Origin of the sequence: Porphyrobacter sp. TH134 (assembly GCF_002855495.1) — a bacterium.
Classification (GTDB): domain Bacteria; phylum Pseudomonadota; class Alphaproteobacteria; order Sphingomonadales; family Sphingomonadaceae; genus Erythrobacter.
This window is the reverse complement of sequence record NZ_PKRO01000026.1, coordinates 24,643-44,074: the sequence shown is the minus strand read 5'-3', so window position 1 is coordinate 44,074 and position 19,432 is coordinate 24,643. Positions and strand designations below refer to the sequence as shown.

At 64.4% G+C, this 19,432-nt stretch carries 26 protein-coding genes; 16 read left to right on the top strand and 10 right to left on the bottom strand.

The genetic code is table 11. The features are described from left to right. The 5 genes from C0V72_RS16625 to C0V72_RS11500 all read left to right on the top strand — a co-directional run. Positions 1 to 211: hypothetical protein (locus C0V72_RS16625; RefSeq protein ID WP_233999916.1), on the top strand; the 211-nt coding region annotated here is incomplete at its 5' end. 149 nt (positions 212 to 360) lie between these two features. Beyond that, on the top strand, positions 361 to 591 hold the full coding sequence (locus C0V72_RS11515) for a hypothetical protein (RefSeq protein ID WP_101794281.1): 231 nt from the start codon (positions 361 to 363) through the stop codon (positions 589 to 591). Continuing rightward, positions 588 to 1,661 (top strand): sensor domain-containing diguanylate cyclase, encoded by a 1,074-nt coding sequence (locus C0V72_RS11510; RefSeq protein WP_101794280.1) that lies wholly within the window; start codon positions 588 to 590, stop codon positions 1,659 to 1,661. The genes C0V72_RS11515 and C0V72_RS11510 overlap by 4 nt, the downstream gene beginning before the upstream one ends. A gap of 300 nt (positions 1,662 to 1,961) precedes the next feature. Then, positions 1,962 to 2,291 carry a DUF6481 family protein gene (locus C0V72_RS11505; RefSeq protein WP_101794279.1) on the top strand — a complete coding sequence of 110 codons (330 nt, stop codon included), beginning with the start codon at positions 1,962 to 1,964 and terminating at the stop codon, positions 2,289 to 2,291. Next, positions 2,288 to 3,478 carry a cupin domain-containing protein gene (locus C0V72_RS11500; RefSeq protein ID WP_233999915.1) on the top strand — a complete coding sequence of 397 codons (1,191 nt, stop codon included), beginning with the start codon at positions 2,288 to 2,290 and terminating at the stop codon, positions 3,476 to 3,478. Before C0V72_RS11505 ends, C0V72_RS11500 begins: the two co-directional genes overlap by 4 nt. A gap of 5 nt (positions 3,479 to 3,483) precedes the next feature. Here C0V72_RS11500 and C0V72_RS11495 read toward each other — a convergent pair whose 3' ends face one another. The 3 genes from C0V72_RS11495 to C0V72_RS11485 all read right to left on the bottom strand — a co-directional run bounded on the left by C0V72_RS11495 (position 3,484) and on the right by C0V72_RS11485 (position 5,434). Continuing rightward, positions 3,484 to 4,032: a pseudouridine synthase gene (locus tag C0V72_RS11495; protein ID WP_101794288.1), complete on the bottom strand. Its 549-nt coding sequence runs from the start codon at positions 4,030 to 4,032 to the stop codon at positions 3,484 to 3,486. A gap of 58 nt (positions 4,033 to 4,090) precedes the next feature. Beyond that, the gene (ruvC, locus tag C0V72_RS11490; protein ID WP_101794278.1) at positions 4,091 to 4,564 is read right to left on the bottom strand and encodes a crossover junction endodeoxyribonuclease RuvC; all 474 of its coding nucleotides are present in this window, start codon (positions 4,562 to 4,564) and stop codon (positions 4,091 to 4,093) included. Positions 4,565 to 4,690: 126 nt separating this feature from the next. After that, positions 4,691 to 5,434, bottom strand: a complete 744-nt coding sequence (locus C0V72_RS11485; protein ID WP_101794277.1) for a YebC/PmpR family DNA-binding transcriptional regulator — start codon at positions 5,432 to 5,434, stop codon at positions 4,691 to 4,693. Positions 5,435 to 5,460: 26 nt separating this feature from the next. Between C0V72_RS11485 and C0V72_RS11480 the strand changes: the two genes are divergently transcribed. After that, the gene (locus C0V72_RS11480) at positions 5,461 to 6,237 is read left to right on the top strand and encodes a CPBP family glutamic-type intramembrane protease (protein WP_101794276.1); all 777 of its coding nucleotides are present in this window, start codon (positions 5,461 to 5,463) and stop codon (positions 6,235 to 6,237) included. Here C0V72_RS11480 and C0V72_RS11475 read toward each other — a convergent pair. From C0V72_RS11475 to C0V72_RS11465, 3 genes are all read right to left on the bottom strand, one after another. After that, positions 6,227 to 6,574 carry a heavy metal-binding domain-containing protein gene (locus C0V72_RS11475; protein ID WP_101794275.1) on the bottom strand — a complete coding sequence of 116 codons (348 nt, stop codon included), beginning with the start codon at positions 6,572 to 6,574 and terminating at the stop codon, positions 6,227 to 6,229. The two genes, C0V72_RS11480 and C0V72_RS11475, sit on opposite strands and share 11 nt — an antisense overlap. A gap of 102 nt (positions 6,575 to 6,676) precedes the next feature. Continuing rightward, the gene (locus tag C0V72_RS11470; protein ID WP_101794274.1) at positions 6,677 to 6,922 is read right to left on the bottom strand and encodes a DUF2312 domain-containing protein; all 246 of its coding nucleotides are present in this window, start codon (positions 6,920 to 6,922) and stop codon (positions 6,677 to 6,679) included. A gap of 81 nt (positions 6,923 to 7,003) precedes the next feature. Next, complete coding sequence (locus tag C0V72_RS11465; RefSeq protein WP_101794273.1) at positions 7,004 to 7,315, bottom strand: DUF1244 domain-containing protein; 312 nt, start codon at positions 7,313 to 7,315, stop codon at positions 7,004 to 7,006. Positions 7,316 to 7,381: 66 nt separating this feature from the next. Here C0V72_RS11465 and pyk point away from each other — a divergent pair, with 66 nt between their 5' ends. From pyk to C0V72_RS11450, 3 genes are read left to right on the top strand one after another with little or no spacing between them, the layout of a single operon-like run. After that, positions 7,382 to 8,854, top strand: coding sequence for a pyruvate kinase (pyk, locus tag C0V72_RS11460; protein ID WP_101794272.1), 1,473 nt, complete (start codon positions 7,382 to 7,384; stop codon positions 8,852 to 8,854). Positions 8,855 to 8,904: 50 nt separating this feature from the next. Beyond that, on the top strand, positions 8,905 to 9,231 hold the full coding sequence (locus C0V72_RS11455) for an I78 family peptidase inhibitor (protein ID WP_233999914.1): 327 nt from the start codon (positions 8,905 to 8,907) through the stop codon (positions 9,229 to 9,231). Further along, positions 9,228 to 9,626, top strand: coding sequence for a RidA family protein (locus C0V72_RS11450; protein ID WP_101794271.1), 399 nt, complete (start codon positions 9,228 to 9,230; stop codon positions 9,624 to 9,626). Before C0V72_RS11455 ends, C0V72_RS11450 begins: the two co-directional genes overlap by 4 nt. On the opposite strand, the gene C0V72_RS11445 is transcribed toward C0V72_RS11450, so the two are convergent. Then, positions 9,623 to 10,000: a hypothetical protein gene (locus C0V72_RS11445; RefSeq protein WP_101794270.1), complete on the bottom strand. Its 378-nt coding sequence runs from the start codon at positions 9,998 to 10,000 to the stop codon at positions 9,623 to 9,625. The two genes, C0V72_RS11450 and C0V72_RS11445, sit on opposite strands and share 4 nt — an antisense overlap. A gap of 125 nt (positions 10,001 to 10,125) precedes the next feature. Here C0V72_RS11445 and C0V72_RS11440 point away from each other — a divergent pair, with 125 nt between their 5' ends. The 5 genes from C0V72_RS11440 to mmsB all read left to right on the top strand — a co-directional run bounded on the left by C0V72_RS11440 (position 10,126) and on the right by mmsB (position 14,521). Next, the gene (locus C0V72_RS11440) at positions 10,126 to 11,271 is read left to right on the top strand and encodes an acyl-CoA dehydrogenase family protein (RefSeq protein WP_101794269.1); all 1,146 of its coding nucleotides are present in this window, start codon (positions 10,126 to 10,128) and stop codon (positions 11,269 to 11,271) included. Continuing rightward, a complete protein-coding gene (locus tag C0V72_RS11435; RefSeq protein WP_233999913.1) occupies positions 11,268 to 11,678 on the top strand; it encodes a VOC family protein in 411 nt (136 codons plus the stop codon). Before C0V72_RS11440 ends, C0V72_RS11435 begins: the two co-directional genes overlap by 4 nt. Continuing rightward, positions 11,675 to 12,730, top strand: coding sequence for an enoyl-CoA hydratase/isomerase family protein (locus C0V72_RS11430; RefSeq protein ID WP_101794268.1), 1,056 nt, complete (start codon positions 11,675 to 11,677; stop codon positions 12,728 to 12,730). Before C0V72_RS11435 ends, C0V72_RS11430 begins: the two co-directional genes overlap by 4 nt. Continuing rightward, positions 12,727 to 13,521: an enoyl-CoA hydratase-related protein gene (locus tag C0V72_RS11425; RefSeq protein ID WP_101794267.1), complete on the top strand. Its 795-nt coding sequence runs from the start codon at positions 12,727 to 12,729 to the stop codon at positions 13,519 to 13,521. The genes C0V72_RS11430 and C0V72_RS11425 overlap by 4 nt, the downstream gene beginning before the upstream one ends. Before the next feature lie 76 nt (positions 13,522 to 13,597). After that, positions 13,598 to 14,521, top strand: coding sequence for a 3-hydroxyisobutyrate dehydrogenase (gene mmsB, locus C0V72_RS11420; RefSeq protein WP_324761537.1), 924 nt, complete (start codon positions 13,598 to 13,600; stop codon positions 14,519 to 14,521). Between the two features lie 7 nt (positions 14,522 to 14,528). Here mmsB and C0V72_RS11415 read toward each other — a convergent pair whose 3' ends face one another. Together C0V72_RS11415 and cysD are read right to left on the bottom strand one after the other, a co-directional pair. Then, entirely contained in the window at positions 14,529 to 15,251 is a 723-nt protein-coding gene (locus C0V72_RS11415) for a hypothetical protein (RefSeq protein WP_101794265.1), read from the bottom strand. Between the two features lie 203 nt (positions 15,252 to 15,454). Further along, positions 15,455 to 16,357 carry a sulfate adenylyltransferase subunit CysD gene (cysD, locus tag C0V72_RS11410; protein WP_101794264.1) on the bottom strand — a complete coding sequence of 301 codons (903 nt, stop codon included), beginning with the start codon at positions 16,355 to 16,357 and terminating at the stop codon, positions 15,455 to 15,457. A gap of 147 nt (positions 16,358 to 16,504) precedes the next feature. Here cysD and C0V72_RS11405 point away from each other — a divergent pair, with 147 nt between their 5' ends. Continuing rightward, positions 16,505 to 17,584 (top strand): CaiB/BaiF CoA transferase family protein, encoded by a 1,080-nt coding sequence (locus tag C0V72_RS11405; protein WP_101794263.1) that lies wholly within the window; start codon positions 16,505 to 16,507, stop codon positions 17,582 to 17,584. Continuing rightward, complete coding sequence (locus tag C0V72_RS11400; protein ID WP_101794262.1) at positions 17,584 to 18,033, top strand: MaoC family dehydratase; 450 nt, start codon at positions 17,584 to 17,586, stop codon at positions 18,031 to 18,033. The genes C0V72_RS11405 and C0V72_RS11400 overlap by 1 nt, the downstream gene beginning before the upstream one ends. Here C0V72_RS11400 and C0V72_RS11395 read toward each other — a convergent pair. Continuing rightward, positions 18,007 to 19,428, bottom strand: a complete 1,422-nt coding sequence (locus C0V72_RS11395) for an efflux transporter outer membrane subunit (protein ID WP_101794261.1) — start codon at positions 19,426 to 19,428, stop codon at positions 18,007 to 18,009. The genes C0V72_RS11400 and C0V72_RS11395 overlap by 27 nt on opposite strands. Positions 19,429 to 19,432 lie beyond the last annotated feature (4 nt).

Below are 19,432 nucleotides of genomic sequence, written 5' to 3'. Positions count from 1 at the left end.
TCAGCCGCTCAGCGCAAAACCTCTGCATCCAAAGCGTGAATCAGATTTTACGCCAAACGGGAATCCCCTAATCCCCACTTTCGCAACAGGTCTATTGGCATTCCTCATGATTTCGTGTGCGATTGGTGCAGCCCGGCGCGCCGCGCGCCTGCCACGGCTTTTAACAAACCGCACACGTTTCGCCAGCGACACTGCGGTAAAGCAAGATTGATCGGTTCCCGCCGTCGCAATAGTCCCCAAGCGACCGCTCGGCAGGCCGCTTCAAAAGCGCGGCCAGGGCGCGCTACGAGAATCGTGTTTACTGCGTGTAAAGCGGATCAAGCCTATGGGCAGGCCTCTCCGGATCGAGAACCAGATATTGTGAAAAGCGCTAATGAACTTGTCGGCCTCGCTATCAGCGAGCACAATCACGCCAATGTTCCGGACCGGGTAAAAGAGATCGTCGAGCGACATCGCCAGGCGCTGCTCGATCTTGCTGATGCCTTGATCGCGTCTGGCCGTAACGAAGACGAGGTCGTCCAGATCATCCAGAAGGCATCCGAGAGCTTCTCCACCAAAATGAAATCAGAGACTGAGGGCCTGCCGTCATGAGCGCTGTCTGTGACCTGAATTACCTGTCTAAACCCAAGTTCGACGAAGCAGGCCGTCAGCGCTCGCTTGATCGGTTGAACGTGGCCAATTCAGAGGTCGAAGCGCCGTTCGAACAGATTGTCGATCTTGTGAAGGCGACGCTGAATGCACCGATTTGTGCGGTGTCTCTCATCGATAACGACCGCCAGTGGTTCAAGGCTGCCCGGGGATTGGGCGTCAATCAGACACCCCGGAACATCGCCATTTGCGATCATGCCATCCGTGCGGAGGAGCCGTTTGTCATCGAAGATGCGGCGCGTGATCCCAGGTTTGCTGACAATCCGCTTGTCACCGGCGATCCGTTTATCCGGGCCTATCTCGGCATACCGCTCAAGATGTCCGATGGTTACATCGTCGGCAGTCTCTGTGTGATTTTCAAAGAGCCGAGATCCTTCACCACGCATGAAATCGCCATTCTTCAGAGCTTTGCGAATCTCGTGGTCGGAGAGCTTGAACTGCGAACGATCGCATTTACCGATGGCCTGACCAAACTCATGTCGCGCAAGGCGTGGCGAGACCGTGTTCAGGCAGAAATCGACCGTGCTGAACGTTACCCGACCGAGTTGTCCATTATCGTGCTTGATCTGGATCACTTCAAGAAGGTCAATGACACGCTTGGTCACGATGTCGGTGACCTGGTCCTGCGAAAGACCGCCGCGGCGGTAAACGCGGTGCTGCGAAAGGACGATCTGGCCGGGCGGCTGGGCGGCGAGGAGTTCGCCGTTTGCGCGCTTCACGCCCCTCAGGATGTCGGACTGGCGGTTGCCGAGCGCATCAGAGCCCGGATTGAGGCTCTGGAGTTTCCAGAACACGATGGTCTTGCATGCAGCGCCAGCATCGGTGTTGCCGTTTTTGAACCCGGTCTTGGCGTCGATGATCTTTTGAAGATGGCCGATCTGGCCCTTTATGAAGCCAAACGGTCCGGTAGAAACCAGGTCCGCCAAGGCGTGGCACTGGCGGCCGAGGGTCAATCTGCGGCTGCCATGAACCCCGCCGATTTATCCTTGCTTTCCGCGCTGGGAGGCGCGTGAGGAGGCTGCTTTAACCAACTGACGGGCCAAACCCGGATACCCTTCGCAAGCGCGCGATTGCGCCCCTGTCGCCGCGCTGTGCCGCGCGTGTGCAACGGCAATCGTAGGACATTTCAAAATCGGGCCTGTTGATCGCGGCCGCGATAACCTAAGGGGGCGCGGTACTTGCCTAACGCTCGCCCGATGGCGACATGGGCACAACCTGCCAAGAAATGGCCCCACTCGCTCTGCCGCGGCAGACATTCCGACAATTCCCATTGATGCCGTGCTGCGTGTGCACCCCGGCAGGAGAAATACACCATGAAGGGTTACAAGGCACCGAGCTTTCAGGACCGGGCTGCCGCCTCGTCGCAAGCCAAGGACAAGGCGCTGGCCAAGCTGAAGGCCGTGCCTCAGCCAACTGAAGCCGAACTGGCCGAACGCGCAGCACGGCGCGCCGAACGCGAAGCGCAAGCCGAGGCCAAGGCCGCCAAGGCCCGCGCGATGCGGGAAGAAAAGCAGCGCCTCGCCGAAGAAAAGAAGGCCGAGGCAATCCGCGCCAAAGCGGCGGCCAACCCGCCCAAGCGCACCGATGCCGAACAAAAGGCCGCGCGCGATGCCCGCTATGCTGCGCGCAAAAACCGCAAGTGACAGGGGCAGGGCTGCGCTTCCGGGACTTTGATGTCGCGGCGTTCTTGCGCGATTACTGGCAGCAACAGCCGCTGCTGATCAAATCGCCGTGGGTGAGCTGGTCAAACCCGGTCGAGCCGGACGAATTGGCGGGCCTCGCCTGCGAGCCGCTGGTCGATTCGCGCATCATCACTCGCCGGGAACACGCGTGGGAACTGGAACACGGCCCCGTGCCGGAAAGCCGCTTTGCGCAGGCCGGCCGCGACCCGTGGACCCTGCTGGTGCAATCGGTCGATCATCATCTGGCCAGCGTTGCCGCGCTGCTCGATCCGTTCCGCTTTGTGCCCAACTGGCGCATTGATGATGTGATGATCAGCTATGCCGTGGACGGCGGCGGAGTTGGCGCTCATTTCGATCATTATGATGTGTTTCTGGTGCAAGGCCTTGGCCGGCGCCGCTGGGAAATCGGGGCATTGTGTGATGATGACACGGCGCTGCTGCCCCATGATGGTCTGCGCCTGCTCGCGGATTTTCAAGCGACGCAGGAATGGATTCTCGAACCCGGCGACATTCTGTACCTGCCGCCGCGCATCGCCCATCGCGGCACGGCGTTGGGCGATGATTGCATGACCTATTCGATCGGATTTCGCGCGCCGTCACGCAGCGAACTGATCGAGGCCTGGGCCGATGACATCACGACCGATCTGCCCGATAGCGACCGGTACGAAGACCCGCATCTGGCGCAGCAAGGCAATCCCGGGGAAATCAGCGCCGATGCGCTCGCCCGGCTGCAAGGCATGATCGCCGAAACGCTGCATGACCCGGCCCGGTTCGCCCGCTGGTTCGGGCAATACAACACCGCTCCCAAAAACCCCGAGATCGACTGGGGGCCGCAGCAGCCCGTCACCACCGACGACATCGCGGCGCATCTGGCCGCAGGCTTGCCGCTGATCCGCAACCCCGCCAGCCGATTTGCCTTTACCCGCGACAGCGCGTCATCGGTGCTGCTGTTTGCTGACGGGCAATGCTTTGTTTGTTCGGCTGAGACAGCGGGTTTTGCCGAAGCGATCTGCGCACACAGCGCGCTTGTGCTGGATGAGCCTGCCTCAGCGGTGACGCTGGAATTGATCGCTTTGCTGGTGGGCGCTGGCAGCCTCGCGCTTGATGACGGGGGTTCAGACGGGGATTGGGACGAGGAGGCAGACTGACCGTTCTAGACGGTGATCTGCCTGAATTCGCCCGGCGCGATCCCGCTGACGGTCCAATCGCCGATAGACCAGCGCACCAGCCGCAAGGTCGGCAGGCCAACCGCCGCTGTCATGCGCCGCACCTGCCGGTTGCGCCCTTCGCGCAGCGTGATTTGCAGCCAGTGATCGGGGACCGACTTGCGCTCGCGGATTGGCGGATTGCGCGGCCACAGCTCAGGCGGGGCGATCGCTTCGGCGCGGGCAGGCAGGGTCATGCCGTCCTTCAGCATCACGCCGCCGCGCAAGGCTTCCAGCGCTGCTTCGCTGGGATCGCCTTCGACCTGCACCCGATAGGTTTTGGGCAGCTTGAACCGCGGATCGGCAATGCGCGCCTGCAACCGCCCGTCATCACACAACAGCAACAGGCCTTCGCTGTCGCGGTCGAGCCGTCCGGCGGGATAGACGCCCTTGATCTCGATGTAGTCCGACAAGGTCGCGCGTGCCGTTTCCGACCCGCGATCCGTGAACTGCGACAGCACGCCGAACGGTTTGTTGAAAAGGATCAGCCGGGCCATCATCGTGTCCTTTATGGTCGGTCGCAGCCATGGTGTCAGGCAATCGGCGGCGACCGGATCAGCCGGGCCGCACCAGATGCGCGTCGGCAATCGCCACGGCGAGCGCATCGGCCGCGTCGCTTCCGGCGAGCGCTACGCCCGGCAGCAGCACCTTGACCATCGCGGCAACCTGCGCCTTTTCCGCCCCGCCCGTGCCGGTGACGGCTTTCTTGACCAGCCGCGCGGCGTGTTCGTTCACAGTCAGCCCCGCCGCCCCACACGCCGCCAGCACGCTCCCTCGCGCCTGCGCCAGCTTGAGGGTGGATTGCGGGTTCTTGTTGACGAAGATTTCCTCCGCTGCCGCGCGGGCGGGCTGGTGGGTGGCAATCACCTCGGCCAGCCCTGCTTGGAGCGCCGCGAGCCGATGAGACATCGGGGCGGACGGGTCGGTCTTAATCTGGCCATTGGCGACATGGCTGATCCGCGCGCCTTCGCTGCGGATCACACCCCAGCCGGTCGAGGAGAGCGAGGGGTCGAGGCCGAGGATGATCACGGCTTTCTCACCCCGTCATGCTGAACTTGTTTCAGCATCCATCCTTCCTCTCAGAGCTGCGGTTCAATTCGGAGAGATGGACCCTGAAACAAGTTCAGGGTGACGGAAAGAGGAACATTGGGCCCGTTACCCCAGCTTCTCCATCACTTCGTCGGAGATTTCGTAATTGCCCCAGACGGTCTGCACGTCATCATCATCGTCGAGCGTGTCGATCAGCTTCATCAGCGTGCCCGCCGTCGCCTCGTCGACATCCACGCTGAGCACCGGCTTCCACGCCAGCTTCACATTGTCCGCCGGGCCGAGCACCTTTTCGAGCTCGCCCGCAACGCCGTGTAGGGCATCGGCGGCGGTCCAGATGGTGTGGCCGTCCTCGGAGGATTCGACATCATCTGCGCCAGCCTCGATTGCGGCTTCGAGCACCTTCTCCTCGTCGCCCGCAGCGGCAGAATATTCGATCAGCCCGCGCCGTTCAAAGCCATGGCTGACGCTGCCTTCGCTGCCAAGGTTCCCGCCGTTCTTGGAAAAGGCGGTGCGCACATTGGTCGCGGTGCGGTTGCGGTTGTCCGTCAGCGCCTCGACGATCAACGCGACGCCGCCCGGGCCGTACCCTTCGTAGCGGATTTCGATGTAGTCTTCGCCGCCGGCCTGCGCGGCCTTGTCGATCGCGCGCTGGATATTGTCCTTGGGCATCGACTGCGCCTTGGCCGCATTGACCGCGAGGCGCAGGCGCGGGTTCATGTCGGGATCGGGCAGGCCCATCTTGGCCGCCACGGTGATCTCGCGCGAGAGCTTGGAGAACATCGCCGAGCGTTTCTTGTCCTGCGCACCCTTGCGGTGCATGATGTTCTTGAACTTGGAATGGCCTGCCATTGGACGATGTCACCGGAAATGTTGGAATGAGAAGCGCGCGCCTTACTCCGGCAGGCGCGGGGGATGCAAGCGCCCGGTTGGCGCAGGCCATGCCGCTACGCGCGCGGCTGGCGGAGGTGGGGCGGTTTATGGTGCGGCCCGGTTTTCTTGCGCAGCCGCTGGCGTGGCGCAGTGGCGGCGCGCAGGCGCTGGCGGCGGCAGGCGCGGTGCATATGGTGCTTGCGGTGCTGGTGATGGCGCCCTTGTGGCTATGGGGTGGGGATAGCGGTCTGCTGCCTTCACCCGTGCGGCAGGATACGGGCGTGGCAGCGAGCCTGTTTTCCTTTGTCGTGGTTGCGCCGCTGACCGAGGAACTGTTGTTTCGCGGTTGGTTGGGCGGGCGCGTCGCTGCCTTGCGCTTCGCTGCCTATGGCGCGCTCGCGCTGGGGTTGATGCTCGCAGGGGTTACGATTGCGCCCGAATGGTCGCGCCCGCTGGCGCTGGCAGGAGCAGGAGTGGCGCTGGTGGGCGTCGTGCACTGGGGGCTGACCCGGCAGCGCGATACGCGCGTACCCGCGTGGTTTATCGCCCATTTCACGGCCATCGTGTGGGCCACAACGCTGGCGTTCGGCCTGGTACATTTGGGCAATTACACCGCAATCGGCCATCCGGTCGGTGTGCTGGTGGTGCTGCCGCAGATCCTTGGCGGGGTGCTGCTGGCCTATATCCGCACGCGCGCAGGCCTGACTGCGGCGATCGGCTACCACGCGGCGTATAATGCGCTGTTTCTGGGCCTGTCGCTGGCAGGGCCAGCTACACCCTGACCGCCGTGCCGCTTGCCGAAACCATCAGCATCGAACCATTGGGCCCGATTACTTCGTAATCAAGATCAATCGACACCACCGCATTGCCGCCGAGCGCCGCAGCCTCGGCCTGCAATTCCTCGATCGCCTGCTTGCGCGCGTCGGCGAGGATGCGTTCATAGCTGCCCGACCGCCCGCCAACGATGTCGCGGATATTGGCAAACAGATCGCGGAACAGGTTGGCGCCGACGATCACCTCGCCGGTGACGATGCCGAGATAGTCCTGAATCGGGCGGCCTTCGAGCGTCGGGGTGGTGCTGACGATGACGCCGCGTGCGTCTTTCCAGGGGGATGCCATTGCTCGTGTCTCCTTGCCTTGCTGTATTAGGTGCATAACACAGTTTGGTAAAACTTCAATGACACCTCGTCAGGATGCACCAGCCCGCCAACCTTCAGCCGGTCACGCCATCCCGAGTGCGGTCTTGTAGGTCTCCAGCAGCATGTCCTGCTCGCTGCGATCATCGGGCTTCATCTTCCGCAGGCGCACGATCTGGCGCATGATCTTGGGATCATAGCCGACCGCTTTGGCCTCCATGTAAACATCGCGGATATCGTCGGCGATGCCCTTCTTTTCTTCTTCGAGGCGTTCGATCCGCTCGATCAGCAGGCGCAGGCGGTCGTCGGTCGATTGGGCTTCGTCAGCCATGGGTATCTCCATCGGAATAATGAGAATCGGTTGGCAGGGTCGATAGCCAGCCCGCAGCCGGGATTGAACCGCCCGTGCAAATTATTCCTGTGCGTTCTTCGCGATGCTCGCGTCCATGCGCGCCAATTGCTCCGGGGTGGCGGGGGTCTGGCGGGTGGCTTTCCATTCGGCGCCAGACATCCCGTGAATCACTTCGCGCGCGGCCTCCTTGTCGCCGGGGTAGCCTGCATCCCTGATCCAGTCGGCCAGGCAATTGCGGCAGAACCCTGCCAGCCCCATCAGCTCGATGTTCTGGGCATCGTGGCGATGGCGCAGGTGGCGTACCAGCCTGCGGAAGGCAGCGGCAGCCTGTGCATCATCGAGATTATCGAGCGGATCGGCATTGCTATTCATCGCGGCTTTTCCTTGAGTAGAACTGCGCCTGTGCCATAGGCTCGCCTTCAAGAGGGATACCCACAAATGTCACGACGCGATCAGTCACGGATCGACCCGCGCGGCCGCAAGGTCAAGATTCTCGCCACCATTGGCCCGGCCAGCCGCTCGCCGGAAATGCTCGAACGGCTGGTGCGCGCCGGTGCCGATGCGTTCCGCCTCAATATGAGCCATGGCGCCCATGCGGATCACGAAGCCGCCGTCCACGCGATCCGCGCGCTGGAAAAGCAGTTCGCGCGGCCGATCGCGATCCTCGCCGACTTGCAAGGGCCCAAGCTTAGGGTTGGCACCTTCAAAGACGGTCAGGCGGTCATCCGCCATTCGGGCCATTTCGTGCTCGACCGGGACGAGACGCCGGGCGACGAAAACCGCGTCTACCTGCCCCATCCCGAATTGTTCGGCATCATGGAGCGCGGGCAGCGCCTGCTGATCAATGATGGCAAGATCCGGCTGAAGGTGCTGGAAGCGGACGCCAGCCGTATCCTGTGCAGCGCGGAAGTGGGCGGGGTCATCTCCGACCGCAAGGGCGTGAACGTGCCCGATGCCGAGGTGCCGATCCCGGCGCTGACCGAGAAAGACCGCCGCGATCTGGCCTTTGCGACCGAACACGGCGCGGACTGGATCGGCCTCAGCTTCGTCCAGCGGCCCGAGGATATCGCCGAAGCGCGCAAGCTCATCGGCACGCACGGCACGGCCATCTGCGCCAAGATCGAAAAGCCGCAGGCTGTCCACCGTCTCGATGCCATCATTGAACTGGCAGACGGGATTATGGTCGCCCGCGGCGATCTGGGCGTGGAGCTGGAACCTTATGAAGTTCCGCCGTTGCAAAAGCGCATCGTCAACGCCGCCCGCCGCGCCGGCAAGCCGGTGATCGTGGCGACCCAGATGCTCGAATCGATGATCGAAGCGCCCACCCCGACCCGCGCCGAAGTCTCCGACGTCGCCAATGCGGTCTATGACGGGGCAGACGCGGTGATGCTCTCGGCCGAAAGCGCGGCTGGCGCCTGGCCGGAAGAATCGGTCGCCATGATGGACCGGATCGCGGTGCAGGTTGAGCGGGACGAGGGTTACAGGGCGCGGGTGCGCTTTCTGGAAACGCCGCCCGATGCGACCACATCCGACGCGCTGGCCCATGCCTGCATGACCATCGCCGATACCGTTCCGATCAGCGCGATCACGGTGTTCACCACCTCGGGATCGACCGCGCGGCGCGTCGCCCGCGAACGACCGGGCACGCCGATGTTGGTGCTTACCCCCTCGATCCGCACCGCGCGCCGTGTGGCGCTCCTGTGGGGCGCGCATGCCGTGGCGACCAAGGATATCGGCAGCTTTGAAGAGATGATCGGCAAGGGCAAGCGGATGGCCCTGCGTCACGGATTTGCGCAGGCGGGAGCCAAGGTGATCGTGCTCGCCGGGGTGCCGTTCGGCACGCCGGGGGCGACCAACTTGCTGCACGTGGTCAGCGTGACCGGCGACGAGCTGGACAAGCACAAGGCCTGACGCCCGCCTGTCTTGGGTGGAGGCCCGTGCCGTAATCGAGGGAGAAAGCGATGAAGCAGGCATTTATCCGGATCACGGCGTTGGCATTGGCAGGGGCGCTGCCGGGCTGCATGGCCAGCACCGCTGGCAATGGCGCGGACCGGGCCGAGGCTGTTCCGCCGCCGTCCAACGCAATGGTGTGCGATGCGGCGCCGGCGCAATCCTTCGCCGGGCGCGGCGCGGATCAGGCGGTCGGTGACGCGATTCTCAAGGCTAGCGGCGCGCGCAGCCTGCGCTGGGGGCCGCCAAACAGCGCGTGGACGATGGATTACCGCGAGGACCGGGTGAACGTGCGCTATGACGCGCAGATGATCATCACGGACATCACCTGCGGATGAGCGGCGCACCTTCAGAGCGGCTGCGCACGACGTCGGGTTCGCCGTTCGAGGCCGCTTTCGGCTTTGCGCGTGCGGTGCGAGAGGGCGATCGTGTCATAGTTGCAGGCACCGGCCCGGTTGAACCGGACGGAACGACAACGCCCGGCGGCGCGGCCGAGCAGGCGGCGCGGTGCTGCGCGATTATCGTGGCTGCGATCGAAGAACTGGGCGGCAGCGCCGCCGACGTAGTCCGCACCCGGATGTTGCTGACCGACCCCTCCGATCAGGATGCGGTTGGCGCGATGCATGCTCGTTTCTTTGGCGCGGCCCGCCCTGCCGCGACGATGGCCGGCGTCGCGTGGCTCTGCCGCCCGGAATGGAAGGTCGAAATCGAGGCTGAAGCCATCGTGCGTTAGGCGCGCGCGGCGATTCGCATTTCGATCAGGGCCATCAGCGCCGCCAGATCAGGCAATGCCGCCAGCTCCTGTGCGCTCACGAAGATTTCCGGTTGTTCGCCATCGCCGCCCAGCAGCACGGCGGGCAGGGCAAGATCGCGCCGATCAAGCTCGCCCCTGAACTCGTCCCGATACAGGAACAGGGTGGGCAGCCCTAGCCGTTTCAGAAACCGTCGCCACGCGCCTCGCATGGCAACCGGGCCATAGGTCAGCGCGCACAAGGAACACGGGTAGGTTGCGGGCGAGACGATCTTGTGGACCATATCGCCCAGCGCATCCAGCACCCCGCCATCGGCGTTATAGATGAAGATCAGGGTCGAAGTTCTGCTTGTCATTGCGGGGTTTACGGAAGGACTGGGACGTCGGATGTGGCCCAAACAGCGCGAACTAGCAAATTTCCGCAGGCCGGGTGGGCGCGCTGCTCTTTTCGCGGCGGTTCAAGGCCGCTAGAGCACCCGGCATGCACGGACAATTTCAGCTCACCGAAGACCAGCTTGCCATCCGCGAGGTTGCGCAGCGCTTCACCGCCGACCAGATCAAGCCCCACGCTGCGGAGTGGGACGAGAAACACATTTTCCCGCGCGATACGATCCAGCGCAGTGCCGAACTTGGCTTTGGTGCGATCTATGTCTCCGAAGGATCAGGCGGCATCGGCCTGGGTCGGCTTGAAGCGGCGCTGATTATGGAGGCGATGGCCTATGGCTGCCCGTCAACCAGTGCCTTCATTTCGATCCATAATATGGCTGCGTGGATGATCGACCGCTTCGGCGGGGAAGCGGTCAAGGCCAAGTATCTCCCCGATCTGGTCACCATGAACAAGATTGCGAGTTACTGCCTGACCGAGCCTTCGAGCGGGTCAGATGCTTCCGCGCTGCGCACCACCGCGCGCCGCGATGGCGACCATTTTGTGCTCAATGGGACCAAGCAGTTCATCTCCGGCGCGGGCGCGAACGAGATTTACGCTGTGATGGTCCGCACCGGGGAGGATGGGCCCAAGGGCATCTCCTGCATTGTGATCGAAAAGGACATGCCCGGTGTCAGCTTCGGTGCGAACGAGAAGAAGCTCGGCTGGCATTCGCAGCCGACCGCGCAGTTGATCCTTGAAGACGTGCGCGTGCCGGCCGAAAACCTTGTCGGCGGGGAAGGCGAAGGCTTCCGCATCGCGATGATGGGGCTGGATGGCGGGCGGCTGAACATCGGTGCCTGCTCGCTGGGCGGCGCGCAGCGCTGCCTCGACGAAGCGATCAAGTACACCAAGGAACGCACCCAGTTCGGGCAGCCCGTGGCCGAGTTCCAGAACACCCAGTTCATGCTCGCCGACATGGCAACCGATCTGGAGGCAGCGCGTGCGCTGCTCTATCTCGCCGCAGCCAAGGTCACTGACAACGCGCCTGACAAGACGCGGTTTTCGGCGATGGCCAAGCGGCTGGCGACCGATAATGGCTCGTCCGTGGTCGACCGCGCGCTGCAATTGTTCGGCGGCTACGGCTATCTGCAAGATTACCCGATCGAGCGCTTCTGGCGCGACCTGCGGGTGCATTCGATCCTCGAAGGCACCAACCAGATCATGCGGATGGTCGTGGGCCGGGATCTGCTGCGCCAGTGACCTGTGCCCGGCTTGCCCTGACAACGCTGGTGGTGCCCGATTACGATACGGGTATCGCGTTCTTCGTGGGTGCGCTCGGCTTCGATCTGATCGAGGACAGCGACATGGGCGCGGGCAAGCGCTGGGTGGTCGTTGGCGGAAAAGATGGAGGGTGTTTGCTGCTCGCCAAGGCCGCCAATGACACGCAGGCTGCCGCGATCGGCAACCAGACCGGCGGGCGCGTGGGCTTTTTCGCCCACACGCAAGATTTCGCAGGAACCCATGCACGGCTGGTCGAAGCAGGGGCGAAATTCGAAGAAGAACCGCGCCGCGAACGCTATGGCACAGTGGCCGTGTTCAGCGATCCTTTCGGCAACCGCTGGGATCTGATCGAACCGAGAGAAACACCGAAAGACATGGGGCAATGACCGACGACGTTCTGATCCGGGTGAATGGCCCGATTGGCCATATCAGCCTCAATCGCCCCAAGGCGCTCCATGCGCTAACGCTGGAGATGTGCCACGCGATGAGCGCGGCGCTGACGCAGTGGGCCAGCGACGACACCATCAGGGCAGTGATCCTCGATCATCACGAAGGCCGGGGCTTCTGCGCGGGCGGCGACATCGCTTTCCTGCGCGATTCGGCGCTGAATGACGGCGGGGTGTCGGGACGCAAGTTCTTCCACGACGAATACCAGTTGAACCACCAGATGCACGCCTATGCCAAGCCGATCGTAGCCTTCATGGACGGGATCACCATGGGCGGCGGTGTGGGCATCAGCCAGCCCGCCAAATTCCGCGTGGCAACCGAGAACACCCGCTTTGCCATGCCGGAAACCGGCATCGGCCTGTTCCCGGATGTCGGCGGCGGCTGGTATCTGTCGCGGCTGGGGCGCAGGCTCGGTCAGTTTCTCGCGCTGACGGGCGCGCGGCTTGATGGCGCGGAGTGCCTGTGGACGGGGCTTGCCACCCATTACGTGCCGCACACCATGCTGGAAGATATCAAGGCGCGGATCCACGATCACCCGGACCGGATCGCGGGCATTCTCAGCGAGCCGGTTGGCACCCCGCCCAAGGCGCGGATCGAGGCCAACGCCGACAAGATCGCCAAGCATTTTGCCTCCGATCGCTACGAGGACATTCTCGCCAGCCTCGAAACTGCGGCAGATGCAGGAGACGACTGGGCGATGAAGGAGCGCGATACACTCGGCACAAAAAGCCCGCAGACCTGCAAGGTGGCGCTGCGGCAGCTCGCGCAAAGCGCCGCGCTGACCGATTTTGCCGACAATATGGCAATGGAATATCGCATCGCCAGCCGCGTGCTGACCCGCCCGGACTTTGCCGAAGGGGTGCGCGCGGTGATCGTCGACAAGACCAATGATCCCAAATGGAACCCGGCAACGCCCGAGGATGTGACCGATGATCTGCTCGACGCGATCTTCGCACCCTTGCCCGCCGATGAGGAATGGAAGCCCCTATGACCTACGAAACCATCACCGCCGAAGCTGATGCGCGCGGCACGAAGGGCGTGACGCTGCTGACGATCAACCGCCCGCAGGCGCTGAACGCCTTGAATTCCAAGGTGCTGGAAGAACTGATCCACGCCTTCGCCGCCTATCAGGCGGACGGCTCGCAGCTGTGCGCGGTGCTGACGGGCAGCGGCGACAAGGCCTTCGCCGCGGGCGCTGACATCAAGGAAATGAGCGACAAGGCCGCGGCCGATTTCTTCCTCGATGATTTCTTCAGCCCGTGGACGGCCGAGATCGTCAAGAAGACCCGCAAGCCGTGGATCGCCGCCGTCAACGGCTTCGCGCTGGGCGGCGGGTGCGAATTGGCAATGATGGCAGACTTCATCATCGCGTCGGACAAGGCGAAGTTCGGCCAGCCCGAGATCAAGCTGGGCGTGGCGCCGGGTATGGGCGGATCGCAGCGGCTCACCCGCGCGATCGGCAAGTCGAAGTCGATGGAAATGTGCCTCACCGGCCGCATGATGAACGCCGAAGAGGCCGAGCGCAGCAATCTGGTGGCCCGCGTGGTGCCGCATGAGGAACTGATCGCCGAAACGCTCAAGACCGCCGCCACAATCGCCGGGATGCCGCCGATGGCGACCATCGCCAACAAGGAAATGGTGAACTCGGCCTTCGAAATGACGCTCGATCAGGGCCTCATCGTCGAACGCCGGATCTTCCAGATCCTCACCGCAAGCGAGGACAAGGCGGAAGGCATGGCCGCGTTTATCGAGAAGCGCGAAGGGCAGTGGAAGGGGCGGTAGACCTGCCAAAACTCGTCATTGCGAGGAACGCAGTGACGAAGCACTCCATGACCCACCATTTGGCCCATGCTGCGCCATGGATTGCCGCGCGACCTTCGGTCGCTCGCAACGACGAATTGAGAGGGAAGCCAAAATGAAAATCGCATTCATCGGCCTCGGCAATATGGGCGGCGGGATGGCCGCGAACTTGGTGAAGGCGGGCCACGATGTCCGCGCCTTTGATCTCAGCGAAGCCGCGCTGGCCGCTGCACGCGAGGCGGGGTGCACCACCTTCACCACCGCCAAGGAGGCCTGCGCCACCGCCGAGGCGGTCGTCTCGATGCTCCCCAACGGCGCGATCGTGAAACAGGTCTACTGGGACGACGTTATCGGTCACGCCCCCGAAGGTGCGATCCTGCTCGATTGCTCCACCATCGACGTCGCCACCGCGCGCGAGGTGATCTCGGTGACCGAGGCGCACAATTACCAAATGGTCGACGCCCCCGTCAGCGGCGGAATTGCGGCAGCCAATGGCGGCACGCTGACCTTCATGGTCGGGGGCACCGCCGAAGCCTTTGCCCGTGCCCAGCCGATCCTTGCCGCGATGGGCAAGGCGGTGATCCATGCCGGCGACGCGGGCAACGGGCAGGCCGCCAAAATCTGCAACAACATGCTGCTCGCGATCCACATGATCGGCACCTGCGAGGCCTTCGCTATGGCCGAAAAGCTGGGGCTGGACGCGCAGACCTTCTTCGACATCTCCAGCGTTTCCAGCGGCCAGAACTGGTCGATGACGTCTTACTGCCCCGTGCCCGGCGTTGGCCCCGTGACCCCGGCCGACAATGGCTATCAGGGCGGGTTCGCCGCCGGGTTGATGCTGAAAGACCTCAAGCTGGCAATGGAAGCAGCGCGTGCGGCGGGGGCGAAGGTCGAATTGGGCGAGCATGCCCGCGCGATTTACGAAGCCTTTGCCAAGGACAACGCGGGCACCGATTTCTCGGGCATTATCCGCACGCTGTGATCGCCGGCTAGCGGCAGCGCGCCTGCGCTGCCTTGGCCAACCGTTCGGCAGCGACAGCATCACGCCGCGCCAGATCCTTGATCGCTGCGGCGAGCTGCGGGCAGTTGAACGCGGCCCCGCGGGCAAGGCTGGCCGTCGCAATATCGCTGAACGCATCGGCGGGCATCACGGCCACACCGCGGCGCAGGAACAGGTTATGCCACCGCTCTCCGCCGGTCACGATGGCGGTCATGGTCTCGCGTCCCGGCCCGCCAGCTGTGCCGAGCACCTGCGCGCCTGTTTCGGCCAACAGCTCCTGCGGCGCTTCGCTGCGCAGAAACAGCGCAGCGTAACGGCGGGCGGCTTCGGCTGTGTCGCCGCTGGCAAGTGCGAGGCGCAGCACGGCTTCCTGGGCCAAGGGTTCGCGCCAGCCGCGTTGCCCGGCGATTTGGATCGTGATCGATGATGGTCCGGCTTGCCCGGCCTGCGCCTGCGCGACAGCGAGCAGGCTGAGATATTCAGCCGGGACAGGACGCCGGTTCACCAGCCGCTCGGCTTCGGCCAAGGCGCGCGTTGTATCCTCGCTCTGCAACGCGGCGAGCGTGATGGGGACCTGGGCAAAATTGCGCAGGGGACCAGGCACTGTCGCTGCCAGCGACGGCGTTATCTGCGTCTGCTTGTCGATTTGCAGAAATGCGGTGAGGACCGCGAATGATCCCAGCGCGGCAAACCAGAGAACGCGGCCGATCATGGGGTGCCCCCGCTTCTGCCGTGCGGCGTGTCGGCGGCAGCGCGCGCCAGGACCAGCACGGCGAACCCGGCGAGGGCAAGGATGGTTTGGTTGCGCAAGGGATAATCCGTGATCGATTGGGCTCTTGTGCTGGTGCTGTTCGAGATAGGCGTCGATATCCTCGGCGATGAGGCTGTCGGTCTGGAAGCTGGAGGGCGTATCCATCAGAAGTAACCTTCCTGCTTCTTGTCTTCCATGCTGGCCGATTGCCCCTTGTCGATCGCGCGGCCTTGCCGTTCGGAACTGGTGGCGAGCAGCATTTCCTGAATGATCAGGTTCATGTCGGTCGCTTCGCTGACGGTCGCGCCGGTCAGCGGGTAGCACCCCAGCGTGCGGAAGCGCACCGAGCGTTCCACCACCGTATCGCCCGGCTCCATCCGGAAGCGATCATCATCGACCACCAGGATCATCCCGTCACGCTCCACCGTCGGGCGCTTTTTCGAAAAATAGAGTGGCACGATGTCGATGTTTTCCAGCGCGATGTATTGCCAGATGTCGAGCTCGGTCCAGTTCGAGATCGGGAAGACGCGGATGCTTTCGCCCTTGGTCTTCTTGGCGTTGTAAAGGTTCCAGAGTTCCGGGCGCTGGTTCTTCGGATCCCAGCGGTGGGCGCTGCTGCGGAAGCTGAAGATGCGTTCCTTGGCGCGGGCCTTTTCCTCGTCGCGCCGCCCGCCGCCGAAAGCTGCATCAAAGCCATGGGCGGTCAGCGCGCGCTTCAACGGATCGGTCAGCTGCGCCTGACTGTACAGCGCGCTGCCGGTGTCGAAGGGGTTGATCCCCTGCGCCTCGGCCTCGTCGTTCTGGGCCACGATCAGCTCCAGCCCATATTCACTCACCGTGCGGTCGCGGTGGACCAGCAGATCCTGAAAGTCCCATCCGCTCGCCACGTGCAGCATCGGAAAGGGCGGCGGCGCAGGATAGAACGCCTTGCGCGCCAGATGCAGCATGACCGAACTGTCCTTGCCCACCGAATAGAGCATGACCGGGTTTTCCGCCTCGGCCACGACTTCGCGGAAAATATGGATGCTCTCGGCCTCAAGCCGTTCGAGATGGGTCAGACTGCGCATGGTTGCGCGTGCTACACGCTGCAATGCACAAAACAAGCAATTTTGGCTTGGGCTGCCGATGGCACAGATTGGGCGTGCGGACCTGCCTCGCGGGGCTTGCTCTTGCCCGCAGCCCGCGCCACAGAGCATGCCAAACGGGAGAGAAATATGAGCCATTCGACAGGGCCGCTGGCCGGCCTGCGCGTCCTTGAATTCAGCGGTATCGGGCCGGGGCCGCATGTTGCGATGCTGCTCGCCGATCTTGGCGCCGAGGTGGTGCGGATCGACCGGCCCGGGGCAGGGGTGAGCAACCCCGTGGTGGAGCGTGCGCGGCATCGGCTTGCAGTGGATTTGAAAAGCGAGGACGGCAAGGCGCAGGTGCGCGCCGCCGCCGCCAAGGCCGACGTGCTGATCGAAGGCTTCCGCCCCAGTGTGATGGAGCGGCTGGGGCTGGGGCCGGACGTGCTGCTCGAAGCCAATCCACGCCTCGTCTATGCGCGGATGACCGGCTGGGGGCAGGACGGGCCGCTGGCGCAGGCCGCCGGGCATGACATCAATTACATCGCGATCACCGGCGCGCTGGCCGCCGTGGGCAAGGCGGGCGAGACCGCGACCCCGCCGCAGAACCTCGTCGGCGATTTCGGCGGCGGGTCGATGTACTGCGCCTTCGGGATCATGGCCGCGCTGTACGAGCGCGAACGCAGCGGCAAGGGCCAGGTGGTCGACGCTGCGATCGTTGACGGGGCAACCAGCCTGATGAGCTTCTTCTTCGGGGTGCGTCAGGTGCCGCACCTCTCCACGACACGCGGCAAGGGGATGCTGGGCGGCGCGGCGCATTTCTACCGCTGCTTCCGCTGCGCTGACGGCAAGGAGATTTCCTTGGGGTCAATCGAGCCGCAGTTCTATGCCGAAATGCTCCAGCGCACAGGTGCTCCGGCGGAGTTGGCGCAGGGACAGATGATCCACGCCAATTGGGAGGACTACGCTGAAAAGCTTGCCGCGCTGTTCCTGACAAAGACCCAGGCCGAATGGTGCGCGCTGCTGGAAGGCACCGATGCCTGTTTCGCCCCGGTGCTGGGGATCGATGAGGCGCGCGATCACCCGCACATGCAGGCCCGCGGCGCTTATGTGGAGCATGACGGCCTGTGGCACACTGCGCCTGCCCCGCGTTTCAGCCGCACGCCGGGCGCCGTGCGTTCTAGCGCGGATGACGGCGCGGATGTGGTTGCCAGCTGGGGGGCGGCCTGATGGCGGGCAAGTTTTTTGGCGAATGGGTGGTGGGTGAGCGGATCGAGCACGAGATCCGCCGCACCGTGACCGAAACCGACAATCTGCTCTTCTCGACGATGACCCACAATCCGCAGCCTTTGCACCTCGATGTCGAGGCGGCCAAGGCCAGCGGGTTTGGGCAGATTCTGGTGAACTCGACTTTCACCTTCAGCCTGCTGGTCGGGCTGTCGGTGGGGGACACCACGCTGGGCACGCTGGTCGCCAACCTCGGCTTCGACAAGGTGGTCACGCCCAAGCCGGTGTTTATCGGCGATACGCTGCGGGCCACGTCCGAGGTCAAGGAATTGCGCGAAAGCAAATCCCGCCCCGATGCTGGCATTGTCACCTGGGTTCACGAAATGTGGAACCAGCGCGATGACGTGGTGTGCCGGTGTGAGCGGTCAGCCCTGATCCGCCGGCGCGGGTGACGCCATCACCTCGCCGCCCAGCGCCTGCCACAGCACGATCCGCGCGCGGTTAGCGCGGCCCAGGGCAGCGGCTGCGCTCTCGCCGCTGGAATCGGCCGCCCGGCGGGCTTCGAGCACTTCGAGGAAGCTGGCAAGGCCGGCCCGGTAGCGCGTTTCGGCAATCGCGGCCGCGCGGTTCAGCTGGTCGCGCTGGGTCACCGCAAGCTGTGCCTCGGCATCGGCAGCGCTCACCACGCCGTAAGCCGCCTCTGCATCGCCAAGCGCAGTGAACACCGCAGCCCGATAGGCGGCAAAGGCGGCGCGCTTGTCAGCGGCGGCAAGATCGATCCCGGCGCCCACACGCCCGAAATCCAGTAGCGGCCCGGCGATCCCGGCGGTCAGCGTGCCGATGATGGAATCGTTGAAGAAATCCTCCGGCCGGAACGACAGCAGCCCGATCACGCCTGACAACGTGATGCGCGGAAAGCGGGCGCGGGCGGCGGCGGCAAGATCGGCATCGCTGGCGGCGAGATTGGCCGCGGCAGCGGCAACGTCAGGCCGGTTGGCGAGCAGATCGGAGGGCAGGGCGGCGGGCGCGGGTGCGGGTGCCAGCATTGGCGCAGGGGCCGCCAAGGCTGCGCGCACGGCGGCACTATCCTGTCCGGTCAGGGTGACCAGCCGCCCGATCAGCCGGGCGCGCTCGCTATCCAGCGCGGCAAGGCGCAGGGCAGACGAGCTTGCCGTCGCCTCGGCCCGCACACGGTCGAAACCCGGCGCGATACCGGCATCCTCGCGCACCTTGGCAAGGCTGGCGAGTTGGCGGGCGGCGGCACCATCGGCTGCAATCGCCGCGGCGCGGGCATCAAGCACCCGCCAATCGGTTACGCTACCAGCGATTTCGGCGAGCAGGCTCAGCCGCACGCCTTGCGCCTGCGCGCTGGCGGCATCGATCCGGGCGATGGCGGCGCGTTCCTGCGCCTTCAATCGCCCGAAGATGTCGATATCCCAGCTGGCGGTGATGTCGGCCCCGTAAGAGGTCTGTTCGCGCGGGATGAAGCCCTGCTGCCCCGCCTGCCCGAACTGCGCGGGGTTGATGCGGTTGCGGGTGACGTCGGCCCCGGCGGTGACGTTGGGCAGGCGTTCGGCCTCGGCGCGGCGAGCCCCGGCGCGGGCGGTGTCGATCCGCGCGAGCGCCTCGGCAAGGCTCGGGCCTTGCGCGATGGCGGCGGAAGAGAGCGTCTGCCACGCTGGATCGTTCTGCGGCAACAGCGCGGCGAGCGCGGCCCCTGTGCTCGCTTCCGGGCGGAAGAAGAAGGCTGGCGGCAGTTCGGGCACAGGCGTGTCGATTTCGGGGGCGGGCTGCATCACGCAGGCGGCAAGCGCCAGCGGCAGGAGAGCGGGGAGGCGGCGGCGCATCGCC

Bases quoted from the DNA above. Each gene is read 5' to 3' on its own strand.
- C0V72_RS11455 (WP_233999914.1), top strand. From the start codon at position 8,905: ATGAAGCAGGCATTTATCCGGATCACGGCGTTGGCATTGGCAGGGGCG.
- C0V72_RS11510 (WP_101794280.1), top strand. From the start codon at position 588: ATGAGCGCTGTCTGTGACCTGAATTACCTGTCTAAACCCAAGTTCGAC.
- C0V72_RS11415 (WP_101794265.1), bottom strand. From the start codon at position 15,251: ATGATCGGCCGCGTTCTCTGGTTTGCCGCGCTGGGATCATTCGCGGTC.
- C0V72_RS11505 (WP_101794279.1), top strand. From the start codon at position 1,962: ATGAAGGGTTACAAGGCACCGAGCTTTCAGGACCGGGCTGCCGCCTCG.
- C0V72_RS11440 (WP_101794269.1), top strand. From the start codon at position 10,126: ATGCACGGACAATTTCAGCTCACCGAAGACCAGCTTGCCATCCGCGAG.
- C0V72_RS11400 (WP_101794262.1), top strand. From the start codon at position 17,584: ATGGCGGGCAAGTTTTTTGGCGAATGGGTGGTGGGTGAGCGGATCGAG.
- cysD (WP_101794264.1), bottom strand. From the start codon at position 16,357: ATGCGCAGTCTGACCCATCTCGAACGGCTTGAGGCCGAGAGCATCCAT.
- C0V72_RS11450 (WP_101794271.1), top strand. From the start codon at position 9,228: ATGAGCGGCGCACCTTCAGAGCGGCTGCGCACGACGTCGGGTTCGCCG.
- C0V72_RS11480 (WP_101794276.1), top strand. From the start codon at position 5,461: ATGAGAAGCGCGCGCCTTACTCCGGCAGGCGCGGGGGATGCAAGCGCC.
- C0V72_RS11445 (WP_101794270.1), bottom strand. From the start codon at position 10,000: ATGACAAGCAGAACTTCGACCCTGATCTTCATCTATAACGCCGATGGC.
- C0V72_RS11425 (WP_101794267.1), top strand. From the start codon at position 12,727: ATGACCTACGAAACCATCACCGCCGAAGCTGATGCGCGCGGCACGAAG.
- C0V72_RS11485 (WP_101794277.1), bottom strand. From the start codon at position 5,434: ATGGCAGGCCATTCCAAGTTCAAGAACATCATGCACCGCAAGGGTGCG.
- C0V72_RS11495 (WP_101794288.1), bottom strand. From the start codon at position 4,032: ATGGCCCGGCTGATCCTTTTCAACAAACCGTTCGGCGTGCTGTCGCAG.
- C0V72_RS11395 (WP_101794261.1), bottom strand. From the start codon at position 19,428: ATGCGCCGCCGCCTCCCCGCTCTCCTGCCGCTGGCGCTTGCCGCCTGC.
- mmsB (WP_324761537.1), top strand. From the start codon at position 13,598: ATGGATTGCCGCGCGACCTTCGGTCGCTCGCAACGACGAATTGAGAGG.
- C0V72_RS11470 (WP_101794274.1), bottom strand. From the start codon at position 6,922: ATGGCTGACGAAGCCCAATCGACCGACGACCGCCTGCGCCTGCTGATC.
- pyk (WP_101794272.1), top strand. From the start codon at position 7,382: ATGTCACGACGCGATCAGTCACGGATCGACCCGCGCGGCCGCAAGGTC.
- C0V72_RS11465 (WP_101794273.1), bottom strand. From the start codon at position 7,315: ATGAATAGCAATGCCGATCCGCTCGATAATCTCGATGATGCACAGGCT.
- C0V72_RS11430 (WP_101794268.1), top strand. From the start codon at position 11,675: ATGACCGACGACGTTCTGATCCGGGTGAATGGCCCGATTGGCCATATC.
- C0V72_RS11475 (WP_101794275.1), bottom strand. From the start codon at position 6,574: ATGGCATCCCCCTGGAAAGACGCACGCGGCGTCATCGTCAGCACCACC.
- C0V72_RS11405 (WP_101794263.1), top strand. From the start codon at position 16,505: ATGAGCCATTCGACAGGGCCGCTGGCCGGCCTGCGCGTCCTTGAATTC.